This is a genomic window from Nocardia sp. CA-128927, from assembly GCF_050955855.1.
Classification (GTDB): domain Bacteria; phylum Actinomycetota; class Actinomycetes; order Mycobacteriales; family Mycobacteriaceae; genus Nocardia.
This window is the reverse complement of sequence record NZ_CP192087.1, coordinates 2,697,639-2,723,969: the sequence shown is the minus strand read 5'-3', so window position 1 is coordinate 2,723,969 and position 26,331 is coordinate 2,697,639. Positions and strand designations below refer to the sequence as shown.

Genomic DNA, 26,331 nt, shown 5'->3' with positions numbered 1-26,331 from the left:
ACGGGCCCACCGACAGCCTTGTCGATGGGCCCGTCGCGTCAACTCAAGAGAGCAGGTTGCGCGAGCGGCCGAACAGCAGGCCGTACACCAGCGCGCCGAGCGCGCCACCGATCAATGGGAACACCACGAATGCCCAGACCTGACCCATCGCACCGTCCTGATAGGGCGCGACGGCGAGGCTGCGGGCCGGGTTGACCGAGGTGTTGTCCACCGGGATCGAGATCAGATGGATGACCGCCAGCGTGACACCGATCGACAGACCGGCCAGCGGCACGTCGGAGAGCTGATCGGTCGAGGCGAGCACCACGAAGACCAGCAGCGCGGTCAACATGACCTCGATGATGATCATCGCGGCCATGCCGTATCCGTTCTGCAGCACGATCTCGCCGAGCGGACCCTTTTGCGCCGACGGGCTGTGATGCCCCCAGCCATTCGCGCCGAGCCCGTCGACGGCGCGGTCATAGGACGGCAGATTCTTCGCCAGCGCGAACAGCACCAGCCCGGCCAGAAATCCGCCGATCAACTGCGCGATCCAATACCCGACCGCCGTGACCGCGCTGATCCGGCCGAGGAGCAGATGCCCCACTGTCACCGCGGGATTCACGTGACAACCGGAGATCGGCCCGATCGCGTAGACGAGGAACAACAGCGTGAGCCCGAAGGCCAGCGCCACCCCCAGCGCCCCGACCCTGGTCCCCGCCAGCACCGCGGTACCGACACCACCCATCACCAGAACAAAGGTGCCGAGTGCCTCCGCGCCCCATTTCTTGGTGTCGGGAATCGGTCCGTATTCGGCGACCTCTTCGACAAACTCTTGAGCCGTTGACATCTGTCCACCTTCCGCGTTCGGAGACAAGGAGGTATTGCCAGCCGTGGTACCGCTGAGAAAACAGTGCCGTTCAAGATCAACGGGTTTCATTACGGACGCTACGCGAGTCGGGTGATCTCTACAACGACCTCGAGATCCGTGGAGCCACCTCCGGAGAATATGCCTTTCAACGGCGGCACATCCGCGTAATCCCGGCCGACACCGACCGAGATATGTTGTTCGTTGATGGCGATATTGTTGGTCGGGTCGTAGCCCCACCACGCGCCGGTCCACGCCTCTACCCAGGCATGCGACTGGCCCGCCACCGTCACGCCGATTTCGGCGGCCGGATTCGGGTGCAGGTAGCCGGAGACGTAGCGGCTGGGAATGCCCATGCTGCGCAACAGCACCAGGGTCAGGTGCGCGTAATCCTGGCAGACACCCTGCCGCTCGGTGAACGCCTGCACCGCCGAGGTGTGCACCGAAGTGGTGCCCGCGAGATAGGTCATCTCCCGGTGCACCCATTCGGCCGCGCGAACAACGGCTTTCGCCGGTGGCAGCCCTTTCGCCAATTGCTTGGCAATACTGGTCAGCTTCCGATCGCTCGGCACATACGAAGTGGGCGCGAGCATTTCGTCGAAACGGTCGGCGATCCGACCGTTGCGCAATTGATCCCAGTCGAGTTCCTCCGCCGGACCGGCGAATGGCTCGGTCTCCACCACCGACGAGCCGGTGACCTCCAATTCGGTATGCGGAGCATGTAAGTCGAACGCGGTGACCGCGGTGCCCCAGTAGTCGGTGTAGCGGTAGGAGCGGGTGGAGGGCTCCGTCTCGACGCGATTGAGGATCACGTTCTGCCTGCCGTCCGCGCGCGGCGTGAGCCGAGCCTCGTTGAACGACCGGGTAACCGGCGCGTCGTAGACATAGCCGGTGGTGTGCACCACCCGGATTCGCCAGCTCATACTTCCCCCTCCACCTGCACTTGGCCGTCCCGGTTGCTGTGCAGATCGGTCCACGCCACCCAGGGCGCCGCGTGGAAGTACTGCAGCGCGATCGCCTCGCTGACCTCGCGGCACGTCTTCTGCAACGACGTCAGCCGGTTCTGCAGGTCCTCCAACAGCACACCGGGCGGCAGGAATTCGAGCTCGCTGCGCGCCCGCCCCAGCAGGCGCTGCGCCTCGTGCCTGGCCCCGACCCGGCTGCTCGGCCGCTGATCCAGTTCGGCCAGACAGGTTTCGGCCACCCGCACCGAGTGGAACACCGAACGCGGGAAAAGCCGGTCGAGCAGGATGAATTCGGCAACCAGGTTGGCGTCCAGCGCGCCGCGGTGGGTGCGCAGGTAGGTGTCGTGCGCGCCGGCCGAGCGGAGCACGGTTACCCAGGCAGGCGAGGAGGTTCGGTCGCCTGCACGCGAAAGCAGCAGCCGCACAGTCATATCCACGCGTTCGATGGAACGGCCGAGCAGCAGGAAGCGGTAGCCGTCGTCGCGGCTGAGCGTGGAGTCGGACAGTCCGGCAAACATCGCCGCGCGGTCCTGCACGTAGTGGAAGAACTCGTGCGGCCCGAGACTTCGCGCCGCTTTCTCCGCGACCGCCAACCCGATATAGGTGGCGTTCAAGCATTCCCACATCTCGCTGGACGTGACTTCCCTTGCACCCCTGGCATTTTCGCGGGCGTTGGCGATCGAATCGATGATCGAGCCGCCGTCGTGGCTGAAGGCGACGAGATCGGTGACCGACCAGACATCCAGGGTGCCTTCCGGAGGCTCGATGCCCAGCACCCGCAACAGGACTCGGGAGGTGCGATCCGGATCGACGGTCGCGTCTTCCAACAGCTGATGTACCGCGACGTCGAGAATCCGCGCGGTGTCGTCAGCGCGCTCGACGTAACGTCCAATCCAGTACAAGGATTCAGCGTTGCGGGCCAGCATCAGCGCATCACCGCCCTTGCCGCTGCTGTTGAGTTTGTCCGCCCGACGATTGGCGTTGTTCGTGCTCCGATAGTCGGCCACCTTGCGACTGCCGCTGCTCCTGTTGTTGTTGCTGCTGTTGCTGATTCGCCTGCGAAGCCGTCAGATCCCGGCCGACCTCCCGCGAATCCGATTGCGGCGGTTCACCGACCAGCTCCGCGCCCGCCAGTTCCCGATCGGCTAGCGAATCCCGACCGGACAACACCCAGGTGTCCTTACTACCGCCACCCTGACTGGAATTGACCACCAGCGACCCCTCCGGCAGCGCCACGCGGGTCAGCCCACCGGGCAACACCCATACCTCGTCACCGTCATTGACCGCGAACGGCCGCAGATCGACATGCCGCGGCACCAACTCATTTCCGACCTTCGTCGGCACGGTCGACAACTGCACCACCGGCTGCGCGACCCACCCGCGCGGATCCGCCTTGATCCGGCGCCGCGACGCCTCCAATTCCCGCGGCGACGCATCCGGCCCGATGACAATGCCGTAACCACCGGAACCCTCGACCGGCTTGACCACCAATTCCGCAATCCGATCGAGTACCTCGTCGCGTTCGTCATCGAGCCAGCAGCGATAGGTGTCGACGTTCGGCAGCACCGGTTTCTCGTTGAGGTAGTACTCGATGATCGTCGGCACGTAGGCGTAAATCAGCTTGTCGTCGCCGACGCCATTACCGACCGCGCTGGAGATGACCACATTCCCCGCCCGCGCCGCATTCAACAGCCCCGCGACACCGAGCACCGAATCCGGCCGGAAATGCATGGGATCCAGGAAGGTGTCATCGATCCGCCGGTAGATCACATCGACCTGACGCTCCCCCGCCGTGGTCCGCATGTAAACAACGTTGTCGCGGCAGAACAGATCCCGCCCCTCGACCAGTTCCACACCCATCTGCCTGGCCAACAGCGAATGCTCGAAGTATGCCGAGTTGTACACACCGGGCGTCAGCACGACCACCGTCGGATCGGCTTCGTTCGGCGCGGCAGATGCGCGCAGCGCCGCGAGCAGGTGACTCGGGTAGTCGCCGACCGCACGCACCCGATGCGAGGAGAACAGATCCGGGAAGACCCGAGCCATGGTGCGCCGGTTCTCCATCACATACGACACACCCGACGGAGAGCGCAGATTGTCTTCGAGCACCCGGAAGTCGCCGCGCTCATCGCGGATGAGGTCGATGCCCGCCACATGAATACGCACCCCATTCGGCGGCACCAGCCCCGCAGCCTCGCGATGGAAGTGCTGACACGACGTGACCAGGCGTTTCGGAATCACCTCGTCGCGCAGGATGTTCTGCTCGCCGTACACATCGGCGAGGAACAACTCCAGCGCGACCACCCGCTGCTTGATCCCGCGCTCGAGCGCGGCCCACTCGGCGGCGGCGATTACCCGCGGCACCAGATCCAGCGGGAACGGCCGTTCCTGGCCGGACAGCGAGAAGGTGATGCCCTGGTCGATGAACGCACGATCCAGCGCGTCCGAACGCGCCGCGAGGTCCGACACGTCGATCGGCGCGAGCGCGGCGAACAGTCCCTTGTACGGCTGCCGCACCCGCCCCGCGCCGTCGAACATCTCGTCGAACGCGTCGGCGTAGCGGCCTGGCCGATAACCCTCGAATAGCCCGGGCGGCGCGACCTTGCCGTTGCCGGCGGCCCGCCCGTTCATACCGACCGGTCTGTATGCGACGGATCGCGCCGAACGTGGCGGCGAGGCGGGAGTCATGCAAAAATCGTGCTACATGCAGCGGCAATGCTGTGTGTGACACAGGTAAATTTCTCGCATCACTAGTCCGCTACTGGCGATATCCCTGGTCGTAACGCCGACCGGTCGGTGTCCTCCGCCAAGGCGGCCCGGTGCTGATTTCGTGCGCCGAGCGGCGGCTGGTATCTTTGAGCTTCGGCGTTGCGTTGCCCGTTTATCGAGGGTGCGACGCACGCGTAGGAACTTTTCCAGCACATACCACTCAGCGACAGGAACACGAGGAAACAGGCGTGGCCAACATCAAGTCCCAGTTGAAGCGGATCCGTACCAACGAGGAAGCGCGCAAGCGTAACCAGTCGGTCAAGTCCGCGCTGCGCACCGCGATCCGCAGCTTCCGGGAAGCCGCCGCGGCCGGCGACAAAGAGAAGGCCGCCGCGCAGCTCCTGACCGCGAGCCGCAAGCTCGACAAGGCTGCCTCGAAGGGCGTCATCCACGCCAATCAGGCCGCCAACAAGAAGTCGGCCCTCGCGCTGGCTCTGAACAAGATCTGATTTCTCCGGTACCGATCCGGTACCACATGCATTGACGCAGCCGCCGTGGCCTCGACGACCACGGCGGCTTTTGTCGTGCTCATCCCCCGGTCAGCGCACTGTTCATGCTAGGGATTCCGGATCGGCCCACAGCCTGTCGGTGGTTCCAGCTACCATTCGGCGCATGGTTACCGTTTACGCCAATCAGACCGTGGTCCGTGGCGAGGATCTGCCCGATGTGATCCGGGCCGCCGAGGTCCTCGGCCTCGGGGTGAAGATCGAGAACGTGATGGTGCCCATCGACGATGAGGGCAATTACTCGTTGGAGTGGGTCGTCACGCGTGACGACGAAGTACCCGTGTACGACGACTGGGAGGGCCGCTATGAGGAGTCCGAGGAAGACGAAGAGGAGCTAGTACTCAGCTCTGTGGAGTGAGTCCTGGCGATGTCCGATCGACCAACGGCGCCGGATCGGCCACAAGCCGGTCCAGCGCCGTCTGAGAATCCGCATCTGCGGCGCGATAGATGATGATGCGCTGGTCAGGGTCCTGCACCGGCATCAGCACCTCGTAATTGACCACCAGCTGCCCGACAATCGGGTGGCGCAGCGGCTTGGCCCCGCGTCCGTTCACCTTCACGTCGTGCTGAGCCCATGCCTGCGCGAACTCAGCGCTGCGGGTGAACTCGGCGATCAGATCGCTGAGCACCTGATCCTCGGGATGAGCCGCCCAGGCGGCCCGCAGATCGGCGATGCCCTCGCGGATGATGCGCTCCCGCTCCACGTAGAACTCACGCATGCTCGGCTCCATCAGGCACAGCCACATGGAGTTGCGATGCCGCGGCGGCAACGTGTCGAAGTCGATGATCAGCCGCGACATCTCCCGGTTCCAGGCCAGGATGTCGTAGCGATGGTTCACCAGCATCGCCGGTAGCGACGAAAGATCGTGTACCAGCACGGCCAGCGCGGGCGCGGGCACCGTGCTCGGCTTTCCGGCGTTCGGCTGCCGCTGCTGGGCCAGATCGAACAGGTAGGCGCGTTCGTCGGTATCCAGCCGCAGTGCCTGCGACAAGGCCTCCAGCACGTCCGCGGACGGACGCAACCCACGTCCCTGCTCCAGCCGGACGATGTAGTCGGTACTGACCCCCGCCAGCTCCGCGACCTCCTCGCGCCGTAGCCCCGGCGTGCGCCGCGCCTGCCTACGCGCTGGCAGCCCTAGATCACCGGGCGTCAAGCGTTCGCGCCGGTCCCGCAGGAAGGCCGCCAATTCCTGTGTCGGATTTGCGGCGCTCACCGGCGTCCCATTGCCGCGCCCTGCGCTCCCTGTCGCGTTCACCGTTCCAGTCATCACCCTCGATATTACGGCTGCATAGGACTGGCTTTCCCAGGAAGAACCTTCCCTTACCCATCTATCTGCCCCGTTCCAGACTGGGTTTCACCAACAACGATGCACCAACGACAAGGAGCTGGACATGTCCGGAGCCCTCACCCTCGATACCTACCGGCTGCTCGGCCGCTCGGGTCTTCGGGTGTCTCCGCTGTCTCTCGGCACGATGACCTTCGGCGCCGACTGGGGTTGGGGTGCCGATAAAGACGAGGCGCGCAAGATCTTCGACACCTACCTCGATCGCGGCGGAAACTTCATCGACACCGCGAGCCAGTACACCAACGGCAGCTCCGAGCAACTGCTCGGCGAATTCACCGCGGACAATCGCGAAAGCCTGGTGCTGGCAACGAAATACACAATGCTGCGCCGCCAGAACGACCCCAATTCCGGTGGGAACCACCGCAAGAGCATGTTCGCCTCGGTCGAGGCGAGCCTGCGCAGGCTGAACACCGACTACATCGATCTGCTGTACCTGCACGCCTGGGATTTCATGACCCCCGTCGACGAAATCCTGCGTGGCATGGACGATCTCGTGCGTTCGGGCAAGGTGCTCTACGTCGGCATCTCCGATGCGCCGGCCTGGCAGGTCTCCCGCATGCAGGCGATCGCGGACCTGCGCGGCTGGTCGCCGCTGATCGCGTTGCAGATCGAATACAGCCTGATCGAGCGGACCGTCGAACGTGACCTCATTCCGATGGCGCGCGAACTCGGCCTCGGCGTGATCCCGTGGTCGCCGCTGGGCGGCGGCGTGCTCACCGGCAAGTACACCCGTGACGACTTGAAGCTAGAGGCGGCGGGCTCGCCCGAGGGCACCCGCAAGAACGTGGTGGCGGGACAGGGTGCGCTCACCGAGCGGTCGCTGGACATCGCCGACGTGGTCAAAGAGGTCGCCGCCGAGATCGGCAAGTCGCCCGCACAGGTCGCGCTGGCCTGGACGTTGCGCAATCCCGGCGTGACGTCGCCCATCATCGGCGCCCGCACGGCCACCCAGTTGGAGGACAACCTCGGTGCGCTCGACGTCAAATTCGATGCCGGACAACTGGATCGGCTGCAGCAGGCGAGCGCCATCGAGCTCGGCTTCCCGCACGACATGCTGAACCTGCCGATGACCCGCACTGTCGTTTCGGGTGATCTGAAGGTTCAGGGCCGCTCCTGAGCGACGGACTTACGCGGCGGTGCGGGCATTGCTCGCACCGCCGCGTAATGCTGAGCGGGCACGTCTTTCCGGCCTTGCGGTGAGATTCGGTGCCGCACGCCGTCAATACCGGTGACACCACCGAACCGGAGGACATCGTGGACCGAGATCAGACCCTGGCGTGGGTGCGAGACGAACGGCTCGCTCTCGCCGACTTCTTCGCCGACCTGGACGAGCACGAGTGGCACGTGGATTCGCTGTGTTCCGGCTGGACCGTGCACGAGGTGCTCGCGCACGTCACGCTGTCCAGCACGGACACCCTGTGGGGAACGCTCGTCGGCATTGTCCGGGCCCGCGGAGATTGGAACCGGATGAACGCCGACCAGGCGCGCAACCATGCCGCGCAGTTCACCCCTGCCGAGCTGATCGGGCAACTGCGTGAATCGGCCGGATCGGCTCGGCGGGCGCCCGGTGCGAGTCCGCTGGATCCGTTGGTTGACATGGTGATTCATGGACAGGATGTCGCGCGGCCGCTGGGCAGGGTTCGGGAGATGCCCGCCGAGCAGGCGTGTGCCGCGCTCGACCATGTCCTGCGCAGTCCGTTCTACGGTGCGCGCAAACGGTTGCGTGGAGTTCGACTGACTGCCACGGACGCAGAGTGGACGGGTAGGAACGGTGCCGAGGAGATCCGTGGGCCGCTGAGTGACCTACTGCTTGTCGCGACGGGACGTACCGCGGGGTTGGCCGCGCTGACCGGACCGGGAGTGGAGCGGGTTACTGCCGCCTTGTGAGAGTCGGCCGGTCGCAGCGTCATTCGACGACCGCTGAAGTCGGGGTCGCTAGCCTTGCCGGTATGGATCTGGTGGCACGGGCCTACGGCAGTCCGGATGCGCAGAAGTTGATCGCGGAGGTCCAGCAGGAGTACGTGGTGCGCTACGGCGGGCCGGACGCGACCCCGACCGATCCGGCGCAGTTCGAACCTCCGCTCGGCACGTTCCTGGTCGGTTATCTCGATGGGGTTCCGGTGGCCTGTGCAGGTTGGCGCTCCCACGACAGCGATGAGCCCGGGTTCCGGGACGGGGATGCCGAACTCAAACGGATGTATGTGTCGGTCGAGGTTCGCGGGCGCGGTTTGGCCAGGCAGCTGCTGGCCGCCATCGAGCAGAGTGCGGTGGCGGCCGGGCGGCGGCGAATGGTCCTGGAAACCGCGGATATGCAGCCGGAGGCCATCGGGCTCTACGTTTCCTCGGGCTATCTGGCGATTCCCGGGTTCGGTCTGTACCTCGACGAGCCCGGGAGCCACTACTTCGGCCGGGGTTTACCCTGAACTGCCGCGATTCCGCCATGGCTGCCCCATGTGGCGCCGATGATTCAGACTGTGCCGCAAGAGGTTCGGGCTAAGCGGGCGAGACGAACGCGGCGGCTTTCGAGCGCGTCCGGGCAATCAGTTGACGCAGGGGATGGTGTCGCCAGTGATGGTGGCGTCGACCGGCTTTCCGACATCCGGTGTCGGCATTGCGGATTCGGCGCTCGGGTCGGTGGTCGACGGCGTCTGCGGGCGGGCCGGGTTGTACAGCGCGACAGTGGGATCCGGATCACCGAAGGCCGCGCGGACCTCGCGGCGAATGGCCGCCGGGTCGATGATGTTGACGTCCTGGCCGTTGATGTTGTCGTAGCGAAGCACTGGCAGCGTGCGGAATTCGACGGCCGGGCTGTCCGACGAGCCGAGAGTGCGCAGGAAGTCGGTGATGTTCCAGCCATCGGACAACACGATATTGCGATGCGCGACATCCATTAGCGCAGAGAGCTTTCCGACATCGGTGAATGTGCCAGCCTTGCGCAGATCGAGCGCCACCGAGGTGAGGAACGCCTGCTGACGGTGTGTCCGGTCGAGGTCACCATTCTCCAGACCATGCCGTTGCCGGACGAAGGCCAGCGACTCCGACGGATCGAGCCGCTGCCTACCAGCCGGGAAATCGGCACCGGAGTAGTAGCTGTCGTTCACCGGCTTGTTGAGGCAAACCTCAACCCCGCCAAGCGCTTTGGCCAGGTCATAGAAGCCCGCCAAGGTGACCTCACCGAACCGATCGATCGGCACCCCGGTCAGATCACGCACCGCCTGCACGATCGACGCCCGCCCCGCCTCACGCCCCGCCCGCTCCAGTGCCTTGCTGTCGGAAACGCCCTGGCTGATCAGCTGATCCTGAACGGCCGCCTTCTTCAGCCCGTAAGCTTCCTTGATCTTCACATTGGTATAGCCGGGAATCCCGGAAACCTTCACGTAGTCATCGCGCGGAATCGATACTGCGACAATCTTTTTCATATCCGCCGGAATATGCACCAGGATCAACGTATTCGCGTTGTACCCGCCCTCTTCCCCGTCCCCCGCATGCAACTGATCGAGGATCGCCTTCGGCAGATCATTCCCATCCTGATCCTTACGAGTATCCAACCCGATCAACAACACATTCATATCCCCGGCCAATGACCGCGGCGCATTCACGCCCAACGCCGCCGACCGGGTAAACCCCTTATCGAACCGCCCCTCAGTGGCCCACCCCACCGCAGTCCCGGCCAACACCACCGCCGACAACCCGCCGGCAAGGACTTTCAGAACAATCCACCCCACCCGGCGCTCCGGTCGCCGATGCACACCCCTCCGCCGCCGTCGACCGTGCCACGCACTGGGCCGCCGGGAAACATCAACCGGAATGCCCGGTGCAGTTCGCTCGTCCATAATCAAATCCAGTTTGACACGATTCTGATAGCTGTCGATTGGCTGGATTCTCTGCGAAAGCGCTGGCCAGACCCCCGCAAGCAACGAGAAACGCTATTGTCGACGACTCCAATCGACCCAACCAGGACCGGACAAACCTCGCCTGACGTTGCGATCTATCACAGCTACCCAGCAAATACCCAAACCATCCGCGCCAGCAGAGTTCGCCCGATTGCAGACCATTGAGTTCTCCCCCACATGTGTCTCAGCACACATCCAGCATCGCTAATCGAGCGTCCGCGAGCCAGCCGAATACGCCGCATCCGAACTCCATCGCGCCCCGTCGAACAGAGCAAAGAACCAAACCATGATCAACGGGACATGGTGGCGACATTGTTCCCTCGTGCAGGTCGTGGTGCAACACGTTGCCTGCGGCCAACTTCTACTCGGACCGGCCAACTCTTGTGCGATCCGCGTCAATTCCTACACCGACCGGTCTATCTCGTGCGCAACGCCGTTCACGCTGACAGAAGGCGATCCTGCCAGCCGATTCCGCTTCGCAGGCTGGCCGATTACTGTGCAGGCCAGTCGCTTTCATGCGCGGCGATGGCCAGCCGTGCTGGTCTCGGCACAGTGTGAACCGGCCGGTCAATCGTCGCGAGAGCTCGTGTACTCCTGCGTGCGCTGGCCGATTTCACGCAGGGAGTGATCCATCACGTAGGTCCTGAGGCAACGGAATCAATCGGTCACCTGCCGCGCGGCCGATCAATTGCTTTGCGGGCCAGCTGATTTCGTGCGCAGCGGATGGCCGTTGTCGTCAGCCTGCGGAGTGCAGGTCCAGGATCTTGGTGAGGGCGTGTTCCAGGGCGTAGTTTGCGTCGGCCGCGCCACCCTTGACGTCGGCGTTGAGGGCGGCGACGACCTGGAGGGCGGATCCGATGGTGGTGGGGGTCCAGTTGCGGGCCTGGGCCTGGGCCTTTTTGACCTTCCAAGGCGGCATGCCGAGCTGTTGGGCGAGTTTGAATGGGTCGCCGCGGCCTGCGGAGCCGACGCGGGCGATGGTGTGTACGGAGTCGGCGAGGGCGTCGGCGAGCAGCACGTGCGGGACGCCACGGTCGTTTGCCCAGCGCAGCGCCTCCATTGCGCCGGGACGGTCGCCGGCGACAGCGAGCTCGGCCACGTCGAAACCGGAGACCTCGGCCTTGCCGGAGTAGTAGCGGTGGACGGCGGCGACATCGATCTTGCCGCCGGTGTCGGAGACCAGCTGCGAACAGGCCGCGGCGAGCTCGCGCAGGTCGGACCCGACGGACTCCAGCATCGCCTGCACCACGTCGCTCGCGACCCGCACCCCGGCGGTCCGGAACTCGCCACGCACGAACTCCACGCGCTCGGCCGACTTGGTGATTTTGGCGCAGTCGTGCACCACCGCACCGGCCTTCTGCAAGGCGGGCACCAATGCCTTGGCTCGTCCGCCACCCGAATGCAACACCACAAGGACCACACCCTCGGGCGGATCGCCCGCGGCGGCAGTGATCACGGCGACCGCGTCCTTGCCCGCCTCGGCCGCCGATTCCAGGATGATCACCCGGTCCTCGGCGAACAGCGACGGACTCAGCAACTCGGCCAGTTCCGCGGTGCTCGCGTCGCCTGCCCGCATCCGGTCGACCGGCACCGCGTCGGCATCCGGCGCGAGCGCGCGGACCTGCGCGGTGACTTCCGCCACCGCACGCTCGACCAGCAGTTCCTCATCCCCCAGCGCCAGGTGCAGCGCAGGACGCTCGGTCATGACGCCACCTCGCCGACGCTCGCCTCCGCCACCGGCGAAGGCACGCCGTGTCGATGGTCCACTCGCTGACGCTCGCTGGGCTCGGTCACGGCAGCGATCCTACGGTCCCCCACCGACAGACCCACGCCGCAGGTTCCGCGTGTTCACCGAGCACCCCGCAGAACTCAGCAACTCGCGTCCACGACACGCCAGGTCAACTCGGCATCGAGTCGGTCGAAGTGTTCGCCCACCTGCGTTCGCGGCAGCCACACCACGTAAATACGTCATCGAGAGGTCACCACGCGCAGCGATTGCCCGTCGCCCAGGACCAGTACGTCGCCACGCTGGTCGGTGCGTGCCACGGTGCTGCCGAGGGCGGACAACTCGGTGAGGATTCCGGCATTCGGATGGCCGAAAGTGTTCTCGGCACCGACGCTGACCACCGTCAGCCGCGGCCGTACAGCGGCGAGGAATTCCGTTGTGGTGGTGCGTGACCCGTGGTGCGGGAGCTTCAGAATGTCCGCTTGGAGCGAGACACCGGTTTGCATAAGTGCACGTTGCGCGGGAGCCTCGATGTCCCCGGTGAGCAGGATGCGTCCAGCGGCCGTGGTTGCAGCGAGGACGATCGAACGGTCGTTGGCGTCCTCGGCCTCAGCGCCGGGGGTTGGCAACGGTCCACCTACCTCGGGTGCGAGCACCTCCAATTCGACTGTGCCGAAACGGAATACCTGCCCATCCGACAGCTCCAGGAGCGGGATGCCAGCATCGTTGGCAACCGCCACGACCTTCGCTAGTCCCTCCACTCGCGCTGCTGGCCCATGCCTGTCGCTCGGCGAAGATCGCTCAACTGCCGACGTGCATCGCTTCTCCGTTGGCTGGCACGAACTGTCCGTCGGCTGGCATTGCGTTTCTGCCGTGCCAGCCGTAGAACCGGATCCGCCACTCATCGAGTCGCTCCCACTCCGTGTCGAATCACGCTGATCCTCTGGCGATCCGCAGCCACCGCTTGCCGATCCGGCACCGAACTCGGGAGGTCCCACGGAGTCGGAACCTGATAGCGCAGTCTGTGCCGCCTGCACATCTTCAGCAACCGATCTTCCACCGACGCTCGGCGCTAACCCCTCGAGCTCATGCAATCCGACTGCCACTGCGGCCACGGCGCGTCCCTCCAGCGCACCGCTGAGGCCACCGATGTGGTCGGCGTGCGGGTGTGTCAGCACCAGGAGCGCGATACGTGAGATGTGCAAGCGGTCCAAGCAATTTCGGATCGGACGTGGTTCTGGACCGACATCGATCACCACCGCTGTGCCTGCACCAACAGACAAGACAAGCCCATCACCTTGCCCCACGTCACAAACGGCCAACACCCAGCCCGCAGGCGGCCAGCCGGGGTGCCAGATCCGCACCGGGATCACGACCGCCGCGACACCGAACGCCACGGTCAGGATCACCCTGCGTATCTCGGCGAAGCGCAACACAAGGATTCCCGTCGTGACCACCACGAAGGCGATCAGTCCGCCGAGCACTCCACTAGGCACCTCGATAGACGAGCCAGGCACGTCAGCCGCATGTTCGGCCACGAACAGCAACCACCACATCGGCGGCGCGACACAACGCACTACGAGCTCGGCCAGCGGCGACCAGATACAGGACAGCACAGCGCCTACCGCACCGATCACCGTAATCGGCGCAATGACCGGCTCAACCAGAACATTCGCGAGAATCGCGACCAGACTGAGCTTTCCGTCCAAGGCGACAACTAGCGGCGTGGTGACCACGAAAGCAGCCGCCGCCACCGCGACAACCTCGGCGGGCAACCGTCGCCAACCCCGCGCCCGCAGCCAGTCCGCCCAGCTCGGTGCCAGCAGGATCAATCCGGCGGTCGCGCACACCGACAAGGCGAAGCCAGCGGATAACGCGAGTGCGGGCCACACGGCGAGCAAGCCGATATTGGCCGCGCAGAGTGCGGGTAGCGCCTGTTTTCGACGTCCGGTCACCAAGGCCAGCAAGGTGATCGCGCCCATCGCCCCGGCCCGCAACACGCTCGGATCAGGCCGCGCGATGATCACGAACATCACCAGCGCCGCCCCCGCGACCACCGCCCCCGTGCGCGGACCGAGAGTCAGCACCCGCACCACCAGGAGCACCGCCCCGAGCAGAATGGTGAAATTGGCACCGCTGACCACGCAAAGGTGTGCGAGACCTGCGATTTCGAACTCCTCGCGCAGATCATCAGGCAGCGCGGAGTCGTCTCCGTCGACCAGCGCGGGCAACAATCCGGCCGGTTCCGCAGGCAGCGCTCGGGATGTCGCGGTCGCGAAATCCGTACGCACCGAACGAGCTACGCGTTGCCACCACGGCAACGCGCCGACAACCTTCGGCGGCCCCTGGGCCATCAGCATCGCCACCGTGAGATCACGACGCCCCGGTAGCTCCACCCGCGCCTGAAACTCGACCGCCTGCCCAGGCGCCAACTCGCCCCACCCACCACCGGACGCCAGGATCACCACCGCCCCACCCGCCCGTACCGTCGTCTCGCCCAGTCGATACTCGTTCAGACTGGCCCGCACCACCCACCGGCTACCCCCGAACGAGTTGCCGCGCACCGGCTTCGGATCACCGTTCGGCGTCGCCACCACCCGCACCGAGACCCCCGCCGCCGCCCGCAACGGATGCGTCGTCACCCGATGCTCCCGCCACGCCGCAGCCACTGCAAACCCGGCCGCCAACAACACCGCCGCCAGCGCAACTACAGCCACCGCCCGCCGCCGCTCCCCCCGATGCGCCATCCCCCACAACAACAAAACCCACAACCCGATAGCCACCATCACCAACGCCACCGCAAGAACCAATCCCGCCACCCACCCAGCCGTCACCGCCACAATCGTTGCCCCCCAACAACAAACCGCCGCAGGCAACAACCGAGCATCGATCGCCTGCGGCTCATCGCCATCCCCCAAGTCACCGCGCTCCCCATCATCGCCACCAGAAACACCCCGACCCGCACCATCACCACGGCGACCCGGCCCCCTTCGCCGACCGGTTACGTGCCGACCGGCAACTCTCAGCTCGCCACCCTGGCCGCGTTCAGTCATGTCGTCACCGCGCATGCCGTCACCGCGTCGCCGAGGTCTTGCGGCCAGTACCGGGCTCGGCCAGTGCACGGCCGCCGCTCCGACGACCTCATACCTTCACCAGCTCGCGCAGGCGGGACAGGCGGGTGGGGCCGATGCCGTCGACTTGACCGAGTTGGGTGACGTCGGTGAAGCGGCCGTGGGCGGTGCGCCAGGCGATGATCGCCTTGGCCATTACCGGACCGATGCCAGGGAGGGCTTCGAGTTCGGATTCCGTCGCGGTGTTGAGGTCGACGCGGCCCGAAGGGGTTGTGGGATGGGCGGATCCGGAAGGCGCGGCGGAGGGGCGGCCACCCGCGTTGATCGTCGCGCTGCCCAGTTGTGGTGGGCCCGGGTTCGGCCCGGGCGGGCCGACGAGTACCTGGTCACCGTCGGCCAGCCGCTGCGCCAGGTTGAGTCCAGCGAGGTCCGCGCCATCCTGCGCGCCGCCTGCCGCCGCGAGGGCGTCGGCGACGCGTGATCCGGCGGGCAGCCGCACCAGACCGGTGCGATGCACCAAACCGACCACGCTGACCACCAATTCGGTACCGGGTGCCGCACCTGGCTCGCCGGGTACCGGTACGGCGCCGGGCGATGCGGCCGTGTTCGGCGGCACTGCACTCGACATCCGCGCAACGGCAGGAGTTGCGGTCGTCCGCACCGCAGGCAACGGTGGCACCGGTCGAGCAACGGGCCGCTCGCGGAATATGACAACAGCGGCCACTACCATCGCCACCACCCCGATCGCCAGCAGCGTGCACAAACCCCGGCGTCCCGGATCGAGCCGAATCCCCCGAAACCGCTCCGGCACAATCCGATCCCGCCACCCCGCACCCGCAGCAGGATCGTCTAACCACTTCGGCGAACGCACCTCACCGAAATCGTCATCCTCGTCGTCATCGGCCTCGGCTTCCGTTTCGGACGGCAACTCCGCGAGATCCCACCGCCCCGCACATCGAGCAGGTGCCCGGCGCACAACGGAAACCACCGCATCCACCTGTCGATCCACCGGCGACTCGACATCCGCCTCCGATCCCACCCGGTCGAAATGCGTCAGGCCTCCCGAATCCACCTCACCCCACGGCCGGGTCACATTCCGCACACCATCCACCGACGAGCCGACTCGATCCTGCGACGCCAGGCTCATCGAAAGTGCCGAGGATCCCTCCTCACCCGACCATCGATCCGCGTCTTCCGATGGCTGCGCGCGTACCCAGGACGCTGTGTACTCCGAACCCACCTGACTCGCACCCGAGCCCACGTCACCCGATCGCTCATCCACACCGCGAACGGCAGCCGCTGACAACTCGTCGTGTATCCGCGACCCCGATCGCTCGGAGTGCAGCGGGCTCAGCGCGGCATCCGATCGCCGATCCACGCTGTCAGCGACAGTCACCGCGGGCTCGCTCGGTACTCGCGACCCCGCGCGCTCAGGCACCACCAAGTGTTCGTCGGAGCCCGGTCCAGTCGACCGCCAATCCGCGCCGGGCACCAGACCTACCGACGTCCGCGCATGCGCCAACCGGACTTCGTTCAGTCGGTCACGCGTCAATGCGCCGATGCCGCCCGATCCTCGAGCCGCCGCGGGCAGCGCACTGGCCAGATGTGCCCGGCGGCCGGCTAAAGGGCGTGCGGCTTCGGCTGCACCCGCGATTCCCGTACGGCTGGCGCCGACGCGGCTGGTCAGTGCGCCCAGCCGTCGCTGAATCCGCTCGCGTTCGTCCTGTCGTGACATGGGGGCGACGGTAGTTGTGGGCGACGGCGAAAGGTCATGGCCGAACAGGGAATTCAGCTGCCCTGTTGATAACTGCTGGGGTGTGCACAACTCGCCGACGGCGCGCAGATCGGTGGGTGGGCGTGGCGGGCTGGGAGGTGTAAAACTTGGCGGGTGATCCGATTCCGTTTCGGCTTGACGCCGCTGGACCGAGTCGGGCCGTGGGGAGATCAGTACCGGACTCTGCACTGGTTCGCGCTCACCGAGGGTTGGTACTACATCGGTCTCGGCGACCATGACCTCCTGCGCGTCTCCGCGCGCACCGCGGAGCTACTGCGGACCCAGGCCGGGCACCGCGAGACTCCGCACGACTGTTACGTCGAGTATTACGTTGCCCGCCTGTGGGAAGACGTACTGACGCTGCTGCCGAGCGCACTGGAGCCGGTGCCCGCCGATCTGCTCGACTTCGTCGACACCGAACCCACAACCTGGTCGTGGGCGGACACACCCGAGGTCGACGCCGCGTCGACCTGGTACGGCGACCGCACCCTCGACACCGGTTACCTCTGGTTCGGCCCGCACCTGCGGTGGTGGCGAACAGTCGATGACAGCTCCGATTCCGTCACCGTCGCTTGGCGCTACCCGGTGGATCCGGAGAGCGAAATCGAATTCACCGGTCCCCTGACCGGCCGGATCAGCATGCCGACCGACGAATTCCGCACAGCTGTCATCGAATTCGACCGCAACCTGCTGGCCGCGATGAACGAACGCCTCCGCGAATTCGAATCATCCGGTCCGCCAGAAGGTATCGAAATCGACCTCGCCCTACTGGAGCACGAGCAACAGGATCGAGCGCACTGGCTGGCACAGACATTAGAGCGTCGGCCCGACACCGACTGGGAAGCCGTCCGCATCGGCGCCCGAACCCTCCGCCAATCCTCATCCGCAGTCCACTGACCTTGCCGCCAAGTCCCCAGCAATCACCCGTGAGTGGCACACCACCGAGACCCCTTCTCGCGCTTCGCCACAGCCATGTGCCACTCACCGAACAGACAGCCACCAAACGGGACATGAGGGCGGCGCTCCCCCGCGATTTGCCGCCACCGTGTCACGTTCGGCGCAACAACCGGGGCTAGGCGCCGCCGGGGAGGACCAGGACGCCTACCGCGCCTATGCCGAGGTGGACGCCTAGGGCGGGGCCGAATTCGGCGATGATGAGTTCGCGGATGCCGGGGATGAGGTCGCGGAGTTGGTTGGCGACGGTTTGGGCGGCGTCTTCGGCGCCGAGGTGCTGGACGGCGACGGCGGCACCGTCCTCGCCTGCCGCGTCGACCGCTGCCGCAACGAGTTTCGCGAACGCCTTGGAGCGGGTGCGGACCTTCTCGCGGAGTTCGAGGCGGCCCTCGACGATCTGCAGCAGGGGTTTGGAGACCAACTCGCTGCCGAAAAAGGCTGCGGCGGAGCTCAATCGGCCGCCGCGGCGCAACTGTTCGGTGCGGTTCACCAGGATGAACGTGCGCGCTCGGCTCGACGCGGCGACCGCGGTGTCGTAGACGATGTCCAGCGGCGACCCGGCGCGGGCCCGGCGCGCGGCGGCCAGTACCGGCAGCCCGGTGGCCAGGCCTGCGCCGAGCGAATCGACGAGGCGCACCTGGTCGGCGGCGTCCATATCGCGGACGGCCTGCCTGCCCGCTTCCCAGGTTCCCGAGAGTTGGCGCGAAATATGAACCGCGACAACGCCATCGCCGCCGCTGAGCTCCCACGCCTGCTCGTATACGGCGCGCAATTCACCCGGCGATGCCGCCGAGGTGGTCACGGTGTCCGAGGCATAGTCGATGTCGACTGGATCGACACCCTCGCGAATCGCGCGGTCACCGATCAGAACATGGAGGGGTACGACGGCGATATCGAGCTCGGCGGCGAGTTCGGCAGGGAGGCTGGCGGACGAATCTGTCACGACCACAACGGCCACGGACTACCGAACCTCCTGCAAGGTCTTGACCATCGCGTTGGCCACGGCGGCGTGCCCGGCCCAGCCCCAGTGGATGCCGTCGGGGTTCGCGTCGCCGGAGAAGATGTTGTCGCGCACGGCTTCACCGAGATCGACCAGCGGCACCGAGGTGCGCGCCGACCATGCCCGCAGCGCCTTGACCGCGGGCTCACGTCCGGAATGCACACGCCCGTAGGCATCACAGTTGTGCACGGACGGCAGCACCGCGACGAACGGCAGCTCGGGTCGCAAGTGCGCCAATGCTTCTCGCGACTGCTCCAGATAATCGACACTCACCTTGGGCGGAAGCGCAACGGGGCGACCGAGTTTCGACAGCTTGGGCTGCAGCCAGGTGTAGGTCGAGCGGACGACACGACGCAAGGCGGGCGGACGTACATAGCGAATCAGCTCACGCAGCGCGGTAGGCAGCGGCGAGGGCAGGGAGTCCATGCCGCCGACCGCGAACACCACCGCACCGGCGCGCGGCACCGCCGCCCACACCCGAGGATCACCGATCAACGCCCAGTACGCGTCCCGGCAGGTCCAGCCGATCCGCCCGATCACCTCGACATCCCAATCCAGCTCGGCCCCAACAAGGTTCGGCCAGATCTGCGGATGATCAGCAGGCAGACCACCTTTGGGTCCGAAGTAGGACAACGAATCCGCGATCACCAGCAGCACGGGCCGCCCGGAAGTCGACACACCATTCGCAGCGGCGGAACCCGCTACCGCAGTAGCGAATTCACCTTCCGACGAATCAGGGTCGACCCCGACACCAGATTCCGGTGCCGAAGCACCGGAACCAGCGGCCGCGGCGGCAGTCTCGCCTTCCGTCTGCGCCGAACCTGCGCCAACAGCTGCAACGGATCCAGCAGATGCCGAAACCGAGTCAGCCGGAGCGATCGCATCAGCAGCAGCTACTTTCGCCGCGACCTCGCCCGAATCCACTGCGGCACCATCTGATTCGCGCGCCTCACCCTCAACAGATCGCACCACAGAATCAGCAGTCACAGCAGAAGATTCGCCGACCGACCGATCAGGAGGTGGATCAACCGAACTGGCGGGCGCGGAACCTTCAGGTTCGGACGGCGCCTCGGCCTCGTCCGTGCCCGACTCAGCAGTTTCGGGCTCCACCACCGGCGGTACCGGAGGCGGGCCGAATAGCGCGTCCGGGACGGAACGTTCCGGTTTGGCCGACGCCTTCCGGAACAGTTCATCCGGCACCTGCCGAATCGGATCTTCAGAGGACATCCGGGGCCACCTTCGCCGATGCATTCCACACGTCAAGGCGCCAGCCGGGCTGGTCGATGCTCGGACCGTGACTGCTGAGCTGCACCCAGCTGGTGTTGGCCAGTCCGCCGAGGACGGGCCAGTTCGCTGGGGGCAGATCGAGCAGCGCGGCCGTGAGGCCGGCGATCAGCCCGCCGTGCGCCACCAGGATGATAGTCCGGCCGGGCCAGTCCTGCCGCTCGACAAGCAGTTCCCGCACCACGGGCAGCGATCGCGCGCCGACCTCGAGTTTGCTCTCCCCGTTCGGCGGCCGGTAGGTGGCGTCGAGCCGCCAGGCCTGGCGCGCGCCGGGATAGTCGGCGTCGACCTCGAGGTGGGTCAGCCCCTCCCAGTCGCCGAGATCGGTTTCGCGCAGTCGCGGATCGGGCACCACGTCGAGTGACGTGTGATCGGCCAGCGCGGAAGCGGTCTCGAAGGCACGGCGCAGATCCGACGAGATGATGGCAATCGCGTTGTGCGAAACCAGTTCGCGCGCAGCCTCTTTCGCCTGACGGCGGCCGAGTTCGGTGAGATCGGTGTCGATCTGACCCTGCATCCGGTCGGCGGCATTCCATTCGGTCTGCCCGTGCCGCAACAGGATCAGGTTGCGCACGTGGGCGTACTTACTCACGGCCGCGCCTCTCTGACGCTCGACACTGTCTTACCGATGACTCGCTCGTTCACTCGGTGTCGCTCTCCGCGTCGCCATTCACCGCCGCGGCCCGCGCGTCCGGTCCACCGATGCCGTCCACCGGCACCACCGGGCAGTCCTTCCACAACCGTTCCAGCGCATAGAAATTGCGCTCGTCGTTGTGTTGGACGTGCACCACGACATCGACGTAATCGAGCAGCGCCCAGCGCCCCTCGCGGGTGCCCTCGCGTCGAACCGGCTTGTGCCCGGCCTCGCGCAGCTTGTCCTCGATGTTGTCCACGATGGCGTTCACCTGACGCTCGTTCGGCGCGGAGGCGATGACGAAGCAGTCGGTGATCACCAACTGCTCGGACACGTCGAGCACCACCACGTCGAGCGCCAACTTCTCGTCCGCCGCCCGTGCAGCAACCTGCGCGATCTCGACCGACTCGACAGATGCACTCATGCCTGCACCTCGCTGGCGCTCGGCTCCGGCATGACTGCATTCGCAGCTGTGTTGTCGGTTCCCTCGCTACGCTCGGTCACTGCCTGCCCCCCGCTACGCTCGCTCACTCAGCTACCTTCCGCTCCTGCGGGCACATAGAGGTGCCGCTTAGATATGTACTGCACCACGCCATCGGGGACGAGGTACCACACCGGCCGGTTCTCGGCGGCGCGGCGACGGCATTCGCTCGACGAGATCGCCAGCGCCGGGATTTCGACCATGGTCACCGCATCGGCCGGAAGATCGCGCAGATGCTCCTCGAGATGATCGGTATTCAGCTCGTACCCCGGACGGCTCACCCCGACAAACCTCGCCAGTTCGAACAGTTCGGCCCAATCCTGCCATGTCAGGATGTTGGCCAGCGCATCCGCTCCGGTGATGAAGTACAGCTCGGCGTCCGGATGCCGGTCGCGCATCTCCCGCAGCGTGTCGACGGTGTAGGTGACCTTTTCCCGGTCGATGTCCGCGCGGCTGACCGAGAAACTCGGGTTGGAGGCGGTCGCGATGACGGTCATCAGGTAGCGGTCCTCTGCCGGACTGACCTGTTTATCCGCCTTCTGCCAGGGCTGACCAGTGGGGACGAAGATCACTTCATCGAGCGCGAACCGATTCGCGACCTCGCTGGCGGCGACCAGGTGACCGTGATGGATGGGGTCGAAGGTACCGCCCATCACGCCCAGTTTGCGGCCGCGCCGACCTGTCTCTTGCATGAGTGCTGAGCTTAACTGGTCGGCTGCGAGCGGCCAGGAGCGGCGCGGTCGACCGTTGACGACCGTTCGAACACCTGCCGCCCCGGTCGCTATTCACCCGCCAGCCAGTACCCGTCCTCCGCGTCGAGCATCTCGCTCAGCTCCCGGCGAGTCTGTGCGAGCTCCTCGGCTATCTCCGCGTTGGACGAGCCGCTGTCCAACTCGGTGATCAACGCCTGCATCGCGCTGAACCACGGCCTGCCCGGTGCCGTGTCGGACGCCCACAACTGCAGCCAGGCCGCCGACCGCACACAGCGGGCCCGGGACACCACGTTCCCGAGGTCTTCGAACAGTTCCGCGGCCCGCTGATATGCAGCCACGGCTGCCGCATCCTGGTCGCAGTAGTCCAGCGCGGTGGCGGCCGACATGGCGAGTGCGGCGTGCAGTTCGCGGCGGTCGGGATCGTGCTCGACCAGCTGGGCGGCCAGGGCGAACTGGCGTGCGGCGTCTTGATATCGGTGCAGCGCGTTCAACGATTCGCCGAATTGGGCACGGACCGCGGCTAGTTCGGCCGGAGGATAAGGAACCTCATCCGTCGCCTCTTCGAAGAGCGCGACGGCTTCACCATGCCGCCGTCCGCGATGGAACGCGCGAGCGGCAATCACGGTGTGGTGCAACAGATCCGGCTCGGACAGCCCCTCCCACCTGGCGGCGGCGCGCACTGCCGCATCCGCCAGGTCGAGCTCGCGATCCGGTTGTCCGGCGATCGCGATGACCAGTTGCGAACTGAGCCGCGCCAAGTGCTCCGCAGGCAGTATCCCGGCACCGACCGTCAACGCTTCCCGCAGCCGAGCCTCGGCCTGCTCCGGAGCATCGGCCAGCCGGGCGGCACCGAGCTCCGCCAACCGCTGCACCTCCGCGGCACGATCAGCGGAGGTGAGACCCTCGGGCCACTCCTCGGGGAAGGCGGCAGCCGTTCGTACAACGCCACTGGTGAATACAGCGCCCGGCGAACCGACCCCAACGCCGAAAACAGAACCTGCCACTGAAACGACGCCACCCGCCGGAATGCCCACACGAGCGGCACTATCCGCAGCAACCCGACCACTCGCGGGAGCCGAACCGCCTGACGAGGACGCTCCGTCAGCGGGGGCTACACCGCCCACAGTCGCGGCACTCCCCGCTACCTTGACACCGGCATCCGTGAACGCCGTACTGCTCGCAGCAGCCGCGCTGCCCGGACGACTCCCATCCGCAGCAGTTACACCGCCCTCTGGAATCGCACCACCCGCGGGCGCGACACCGCCCGCAGGGGCAGGATCCGTAAAGGCCGCTCCACTCAGACGAGCCGCGTCACTCCCATGCGCAGCGCCTTCGCCGTCTGCGTCATCGCCGCCCGCAGGCACCGCGCCTTCTACTGCCTCAGGCACTGCCGAAACCCCGTTGGCCCGCGGAAATCTACTGCGTAGACCAAGCGGAAGCCGTTCCAGGAGTGGTTGTCTCGCCAGTCGCGCGGCGATCTGGGTACTGACCGCCGTGTTTCCGTTGCGTAGGTCGTATCGCGCGCACAACCCCGCGATCTCTGTATCGAGCTCTGCCAGTAGCGAATCCACCGTCTCGCCCGCGACCTGCACGTAGCCGAGGCCGAGGGTGACGAGCCTGCGCAGAAGCACGCAAACACCGGTGATGAACGCCAGTCGGGCGCCGACATCGGCGCCGGGGTCGGTGAGCCAGCGGACGTGTTCGGCCAGGATCTCGAGTCCGCGACCCTCGTTGCCGGTCAGTGCGCAGAACTCGATGTGCAGTGCTACCGATGGCCGCAGACTGTCGTTGTGCCGGACCAGTGGGTAGCCGGTCAGATGTGCGCCGCGGGCGTCGGCGATGCGGCTCGTGCGCATCAAGGGCAGCAGGGCCTGGGCGAGCACGCGATGTGGCTCTTCCGCGCAGGTGCGATCGCCGTCGATGACGGATTGCCAGTGTGCGAGCGCACCCTCGTCGTCGCCCAAAGCGGCTCTGCCGGTGCCCCATTCGTTGCTTTCGCACGCGTCGCAGTCCGACATGCCGTCCCGCGGCGCCCCCAAAGCTTCCTCGTGCAGCCGCGCACCGTCCTCGACGTCCCCCAGCTTTCGCGCCAACTCGGCGCGCAAGGCGCGGACCGGCCGCAGGCTGTAACCGTGCTGGCGATAACGGTTTTCGAGCTCGTCGAACCAGCGGCAGACGGTCGGCAGCGGCACCGCGGGATTGTCGATCAGCCCCCAGGTCATCCATTTGAGATACCAGTGCACCGAATGCGTCAGCGAGCCCAGTTCGGCCGGGAACTCGTCGTAGATCCGCAACAGCCTGCCGTAGGCGACCGGCGCCAGATCGCGCTCGCTCGCGTAGGTGTAGGACTCGGCGAGCTCCAGCAGCACTCGACCTTCGAGGTTCCGGTCTGCGCCCGACTTCGCCGCCGCCGCAAGCATTTCCAGCCGTTCGACGCGTAGTCGTCCGTGCGGCAACGAATAGACCTGTGCCAGCGCCTCATTGATCTCGGCGGTGTCCACGTTTCACTCCGTCTCTTCGCCGGTGCCTGCGGCGCGCTGCGTTGCCCAGCTGAGGAATTCGCCGAAGGCGCGATTGAGTAGCGCGGTGTCGGCGGGCCGCAGTGGGCGGTGGGTCATCAACAGCGCTTGCCCGTAAAGGGATTCCACCGCCGTCTTGAGGAAGGCCGGATCGCCGATGCGGGAAAGCCTGCGCACGACCGGGCTGTGATAGTTCAGCACCAGCTGGGCGCGCGGCACCGCGGCATCCAGTGCGCCGAGGATCTCGCTCCACAGCTCGCTCGCGCCGAGCGCGGTCTCCGCCCTGGTGCGTTCGTTGCGCGCACCGCGTCCGTCCAGGTACAGCGCGGGTACCGAAACCGGTTGGAAGGCACGCACTATCACGTCGCAGGACAGCGGATCCAGCACCGCGCGGGCGATGGACAGGACCGGTGTCAATGCCAGTTCCTCGGCCGGGTCGACCGGATCCAACGCGGCGGTGATGGCGTCGGTGTCGAGGTCGATCACCTCCACACCCGGCAACAACTGCGGCAACGACGCGACCAGTTCCCGGTCATAGGCGTAGCCGCCGTTGATGATTCCGATCCCCTGTGCCGCCGCGGTCGACGCCACCTGACGGAACTCCTCCACCGTCGAGGTCACCCGGATCACGGGGTGTTTGCGCGCGAACTCCGTCAGCGGGAGTCGCCCATCGGTGGTCTCGAAACTCAAGTGCGGCAGCATGATCCGAAACAGCTCGGCCGAATGGCGCGCCATCGCCTTGACGCCGAGGGAATGCACGGCCAGGAACGCGGCCAACCGCTGCGGCTGCTCGGCCGCGATCTCGGTGAGCCAGTCGCGTATTCGGTCGCCGAGCACCTCGCGGATGATGGCGAGCCGTTCATCCTCGTAGAGCCCCTCGCGGGACGCGGTCGGCCGCAACGAGTCGGTGTCGATCACGCACCGCACGAAGAATGCCCAGTCCGGCAGCAGTCCGCGCACCGCGTCGCCGAGCAGCATGCCCTTCAGGTAGACCCGGTGCGCGCTGCTCTCGGCCGGATTGCCCGGCTGTGCAAGCACATACGCGACACCGCTCACACCGGCCAGTTCCGCGTCCAGATCGATGACGTCGAGCGGATCGAATCCGAGTGTGCGCTCGCCGGATTCGAGCAGCGCGTCGCGCCGCTCCATGGCCGACGGGTAGTCGCGATGCCACACCGGCGGTCCGTCGGTGACCGGCACGATGATGCCGTCGGACTCGACCGTCACCGCGTACGGGAGCAATGAGCCGTATTCGCGGGCGAGTTCGATCACCCGGCGCGGCACGAACCACGATTCCGCGCCGGCCCGCGGCGTCAGGTGCACCGTGGTACCGGGATCGGGATGGTCCGCGGGCGTCAGCAGCCGCACCGAGTAGGTGCCGTCCGCTGCGGCCAGCCATTCGACCGGCGCGGCCGTGCGATCGTCGGCGGACCGGGTGACCACGCGGATCTGCTCGGCCACGGTGAAACATGCCAGCAGGCCGATGCCGAACTGCCCGAGGAACTCTCGCCGTGCACCCTCGATGTCGTCCCGCTTCGACGATCGGCCGATGGTCGCCAGGAACCGGTGCACATCCGCCTCCGTCAGCCCCACCCCGGGATCGGTGATCCGCAAGCCGGTCGCATCGATGCCGATCCGAATCGCCGTAGGCGCCAACCGGTCCTGCTGAGCACGCGCGGTAACAGCGTCGACAGCGTTCTGCAGTAACTCACGCAGATAGACCCGAGGACTGGAATACAGGTGGTGAGACAGTAAGTCGACGATCCCCCGCAGATCCACCTGAAACGTATAGCTGTCCTCCACCGCCGCCACACCATTGGGCGTTCTCTCCACCATGGTGCGCAATCCT

The 26,331-nt window shown here is 66.2% G+C and carries 21 protein-coding genes and 1 pseudogene; 6 read left to right on the top strand and 16 right to left on the bottom strand.

Annotated features, from left to right (window positions below; translation table 11 throughout):
- Window positions 1-43: 43 nt before the first annotated feature.
- The 4 genes from ACQPW1_RS12905 to ACQPW1_RS12890 form a co-directional block, all read right to left on the bottom strand.
- Window positions 44-829: an aquaporin gene (locus ACQPW1_RS12905; protein WP_433662951.1), complete on the bottom strand. Its 786-nt coding sequence runs from the start codon at window positions 827-829 to the stop codon at window positions 44-46.
- A 98-nt stretch (window positions 830-927) separates the two neighbouring features.
- Entirely contained in the window at window positions 928-1,770 is an 843-nt protein-coding gene (locus ACQPW1_RS12900) for a transglutaminase family protein (RefSeq protein ID WP_433662950.1), read from the bottom strand.
- Entirely contained in the window at window positions 1,767-2,738 is a 972-nt protein-coding gene (locus ACQPW1_RS12895) for an alpha-E domain-containing protein (RefSeq protein ID WP_433665218.1), read from the bottom strand. Before ACQPW1_RS12895 ends, ACQPW1_RS12900 begins: the two co-directional genes overlap by 4 nt.
- Before the next feature lie 7 nt (window positions 2,739-2,745).
- Complete coding sequence (locus ACQPW1_RS12890) at window positions 2,746-4,443, bottom strand: circularly permuted type 2 ATP-grasp protein (protein ID WP_433662949.1); 1,698 nt, start codon at window positions 4,441-4,443, stop codon at window positions 2,746-2,748.
- Between the two features lie 326 nt (window positions 4,444-4,769).
- Here ACQPW1_RS12890 and rpsT point away from each other — a divergent pair, with 326 nt between their 5' ends.
- Together rpsT and ACQPW1_RS12880 are read left to right on the top strand one after the other, a co-directional pair.
- Entirely contained in the window at window positions 4,770-5,030 is a 261-nt protein-coding gene (gene rpsT / locus ACQPW1_RS12885) for a 30S ribosomal protein S20 (protein WP_396989280.1), read from the top strand.
- A 163-nt stretch (window positions 5,031-5,193) separates the two neighbouring features.
- Window positions 5,194-5,445 (top strand): hypothetical protein, encoded by a 252-nt coding sequence (locus ACQPW1_RS12880; protein ID WP_150403050.1) that lies wholly within the window; start codon window positions 5,194-5,196, stop codon window positions 5,443-5,445.
- On the opposite strand, the gene ACQPW1_RS12875 is transcribed toward ACQPW1_RS12880, so the two are convergent.
- A complete protein-coding gene (locus tag ACQPW1_RS12875; protein ID WP_433662948.1) occupies window positions 5,429-6,355 on the bottom strand; it encodes a helix-turn-helix domain-containing protein in 927 nt (308 codons plus the stop codon). The two genes, ACQPW1_RS12880 and ACQPW1_RS12875, sit on opposite strands and share 17 nt — an antisense overlap.
- A 124-nt stretch (window positions 6,356-6,479) precedes the next feature.
- Here ACQPW1_RS12875 and ACQPW1_RS12870 point away from each other — a divergent pair, with 124 nt between their 5' ends.
- From ACQPW1_RS12870 to ACQPW1_RS12860, 3 genes are all read left to right on the top strand, one after another.
- The gene (locus ACQPW1_RS12870) at window positions 6,480-7,550 is read left to right on the top strand and encodes an aldo/keto reductase (protein WP_433662947.1); all 1,071 of its coding nucleotides are present in this window, start codon (window positions 6,480-6,482) and stop codon (window positions 7,548-7,550) included.
- 89 nt (window positions 7,551-7,639) lie between these two features.
- On the top strand, window positions 7,640-8,320 hold the full coding sequence (locus ACQPW1_RS12865) for a maleylpyruvate isomerase family mycothiol-dependent enzyme (RefSeq protein WP_433662946.1): 681 nt from the start codon (window positions 7,640-7,642) through the stop codon (window positions 8,318-8,320).
- A 62-nt stretch (window positions 8,321-8,382) separates the two neighbouring features.
- On the top strand, window positions 8,383-8,856 hold the full coding sequence (locus ACQPW1_RS12860; RefSeq protein ID WP_433662945.1) for a GNAT family N-acetyltransferase: 474 nt from the start codon (window positions 8,383-8,385) through the stop codon (window positions 8,854-8,856).
- 213 nt (window positions 8,857-9,069) lie between these two features.
- On the opposite strand, the pseudogene ACQPW1_RS12855 reads toward ACQPW1_RS12860, so the two are convergent.
- The 4 genes and pseudogenes from ACQPW1_RS12855 to ACQPW1_RS12840 form a co-directional block, all read right to left on the bottom strand.
- A pseudogene (locus ACQPW1_RS12855) lies at window positions 9,070-10,266 on the bottom strand (LCP family protein); the annotation flags it as partial.
- Between the two features lie 796 nt (window positions 10,267-11,062).
- Complete coding sequence (gene holA / locus ACQPW1_RS12850; protein WP_433662944.1) at window positions 11,063-12,031, bottom strand: DNA polymerase III subunit delta; 969 nt, start codon at window positions 12,029-12,031, stop codon at window positions 11,063-11,065.
- A gap of 263 nt (window positions 12,032-12,294) precedes the next feature.
- Entirely contained in the window at window positions 12,295-14,886 is a 2,592-nt protein-coding gene (locus ACQPW1_RS12845; RefSeq protein WP_433662943.1) for a ComEC/Rec2 family competence protein, read from the bottom strand.
- A gap of 307 nt (window positions 14,887-15,193) precedes the next feature.
- A complete protein-coding gene (locus tag ACQPW1_RS12840; protein ID WP_433662942.1) occupies window positions 15,194-16,858 on the bottom strand; it encodes a ComEA family DNA-binding protein in 1,665 nt (554 codons plus the stop codon).
- Window positions 16,859-17,011: 153 nt separating this feature from the next.
- Between ACQPW1_RS12840 and ACQPW1_RS12835 the strand changes: the two genes are divergently transcribed.
- Window positions 17,012-17,794, top strand: coding sequence for a DUF5984 family protein (locus ACQPW1_RS12835; RefSeq protein WP_433662941.1), 783 nt, complete (start codon window positions 17,012-17,014; stop codon window positions 17,792-17,794).
- Window positions 17,795-17,969: 175 nt separating this feature from the next.
- On the opposite strand, the gene ACQPW1_RS12830 is transcribed toward ACQPW1_RS12835, so the two are convergent.
- The 7 genes from ACQPW1_RS12830 to ACQPW1_RS12800 all read right to left on the bottom strand — a co-directional run bounded on the left by ACQPW1_RS12830 (window position 17,970) and on the right by ACQPW1_RS12800 (window position 26,318).
- Window positions 17,970-18,809: a DegV family protein gene (locus ACQPW1_RS12830; RefSeq protein ID WP_433662940.1), complete on the bottom strand. Its 840-nt coding sequence runs from the start codon at window positions 18,807-18,809 to the stop codon at window positions 17,970-17,972.
- Window positions 18,810-18,812: 3 nt separating this feature from the next.
- Window positions 18,813-19,529: a diglucosylglycerate octanoyltransferase gene (gene octT, locus ACQPW1_RS12825; protein WP_433662939.1), complete on the bottom strand. Its 717-nt coding sequence runs from the start codon at window positions 19,527-19,529 to the stop codon at window positions 18,813-18,815.
- 538 nt (window positions 19,530-20,067) lie between these two features.
- Window positions 20,068-20,727: a histidine phosphatase family protein gene (locus ACQPW1_RS12820; RefSeq protein ID WP_357382963.1), complete on the bottom strand. Its 660-nt coding sequence runs from the start codon at window positions 20,725-20,727 to the stop codon at window positions 20,068-20,070.
- A gap of 49 nt (window positions 20,728-20,776) precedes the next feature.
- Window positions 20,777-21,193, bottom strand: a complete 417-nt coding sequence (gene rsfS, locus ACQPW1_RS12815; protein ID WP_396967624.1) for a ribosome silencing factor — start codon at window positions 21,191-21,193, stop codon at window positions 20,777-20,779.
- Window positions 21,194-21,300: 107 nt separating this feature from the next.
- Window positions 21,301-21,942, bottom strand: coding sequence for a nicotinate-nucleotide adenylyltransferase (gene nadD, locus ACQPW1_RS12810; RefSeq protein WP_150403063.1), 642 nt, complete (start codon window positions 21,940-21,942; stop codon window positions 21,301-21,303).
- Window positions 21,943-22,031: 89 nt separating this feature from the next.
- Window positions 22,032-24,464, bottom strand: coding sequence for a hypothetical protein (locus tag ACQPW1_RS12805; RefSeq protein WP_433662938.1), 2,433 nt, complete (start codon window positions 24,462-24,464; stop codon window positions 22,032-22,034).
- 3 nt (window positions 24,465-24,467) lie between these two features.
- The gene (locus tag ACQPW1_RS12800) at window positions 24,468-26,318 is read right to left on the bottom strand and encodes an HSP90 family protein (RefSeq protein WP_433662937.1); all 1,851 of its coding nucleotides are present in this window, start codon (window positions 26,316-26,318) and stop codon (window positions 24,468-24,470) included.
- Window positions 26,319-26,331 lie beyond the last annotated feature (13 nt).

Excerpts from the sequence above, each read along its gene's own strand:
- nadD (WP_150403063.1), bottom strand. The coding sequence starts at position 21,942 with ATGCAAGAGACAGGTCGGCGCGGCCGCAAACTGGGCGTGATGGGCGGT.
- ACQPW1_RS12875 (WP_433662948.1), bottom strand. The coding sequence starts at position 6,355 with ATGACTGGAACGGTGAACGCGACAGGGAGCGCAGGGCGCGGCAATGGG.
- ACQPW1_RS12905 (WP_433662951.1), bottom strand. The coding sequence starts at position 829 with ATGTCAACGGCTCAAGAGTTTGTCGAAGAGGTCGCCGAATACGGACCG.
- ACQPW1_RS12840 (WP_433662942.1), bottom strand. The coding sequence starts at position 16,858 with ATGTCACGACAGGACGAACGCGAGCGGATTCAGCGACGGCTGGGCGCA.
- ACQPW1_RS12800 (WP_433662937.1), bottom strand. The coding sequence starts at position 26,318 with ATGGTGGAGAGAACGCCCAATGGTGTGGCGGCGGTGGAGGACAGCTAT.
- ACQPW1_RS12870 (WP_433662947.1), top strand. The coding sequence starts at position 6,480 with ATGTCCGGAGCCCTCACCCTCGATACCTACCGGCTGCTCGGCCGCTCG.
- ACQPW1_RS12880 (WP_150403050.1), top strand. The coding sequence starts at position 5,194 with ATGGTTACCGTTTACGCCAATCAGACCGTGGTCCGTGGCGAGGATCTG.
- ACQPW1_RS12890 (WP_433662949.1), bottom strand. The coding sequence starts at position 4,443 with ATGAACGGGCGGGCCGCCGGCAACGGCAAGGTCGCGCCGCCCGGGCTA.
- ACQPW1_RS12860 (WP_433662945.1), top strand. The coding sequence starts at position 8,383 with ATGGATCTGGTGGCACGGGCCTACGGCAGTCCGGATGCGCAGAAGTTG.
- ACQPW1_RS12895 (WP_433665218.1), bottom strand. The coding sequence starts at position 2,738 with ATGCTGGCCCGCAACGCTGAATCCTTGTACTGGATTGGACGTTACGTC.
- ACQPW1_RS12900 (WP_433662950.1), bottom strand. The coding sequence starts at position 1,770 with ATGAGCTGGCGAATCCGGGTGGTGCACACCACCGGCTATGTCTACGAC.
- holA (WP_433662944.1), bottom strand. The coding sequence starts at position 12,031 with ATGACCGAGCGTCCTGCGCTGCACCTGGCGCTGGGGGATGAGGAACTG.
- rsfS (WP_396967624.1), bottom strand. The coding sequence starts at position 21,193 with ATGAGTGCATCTGTCGAGTCGGTCGAGATCGCGCAGGTTGCTGCACGG.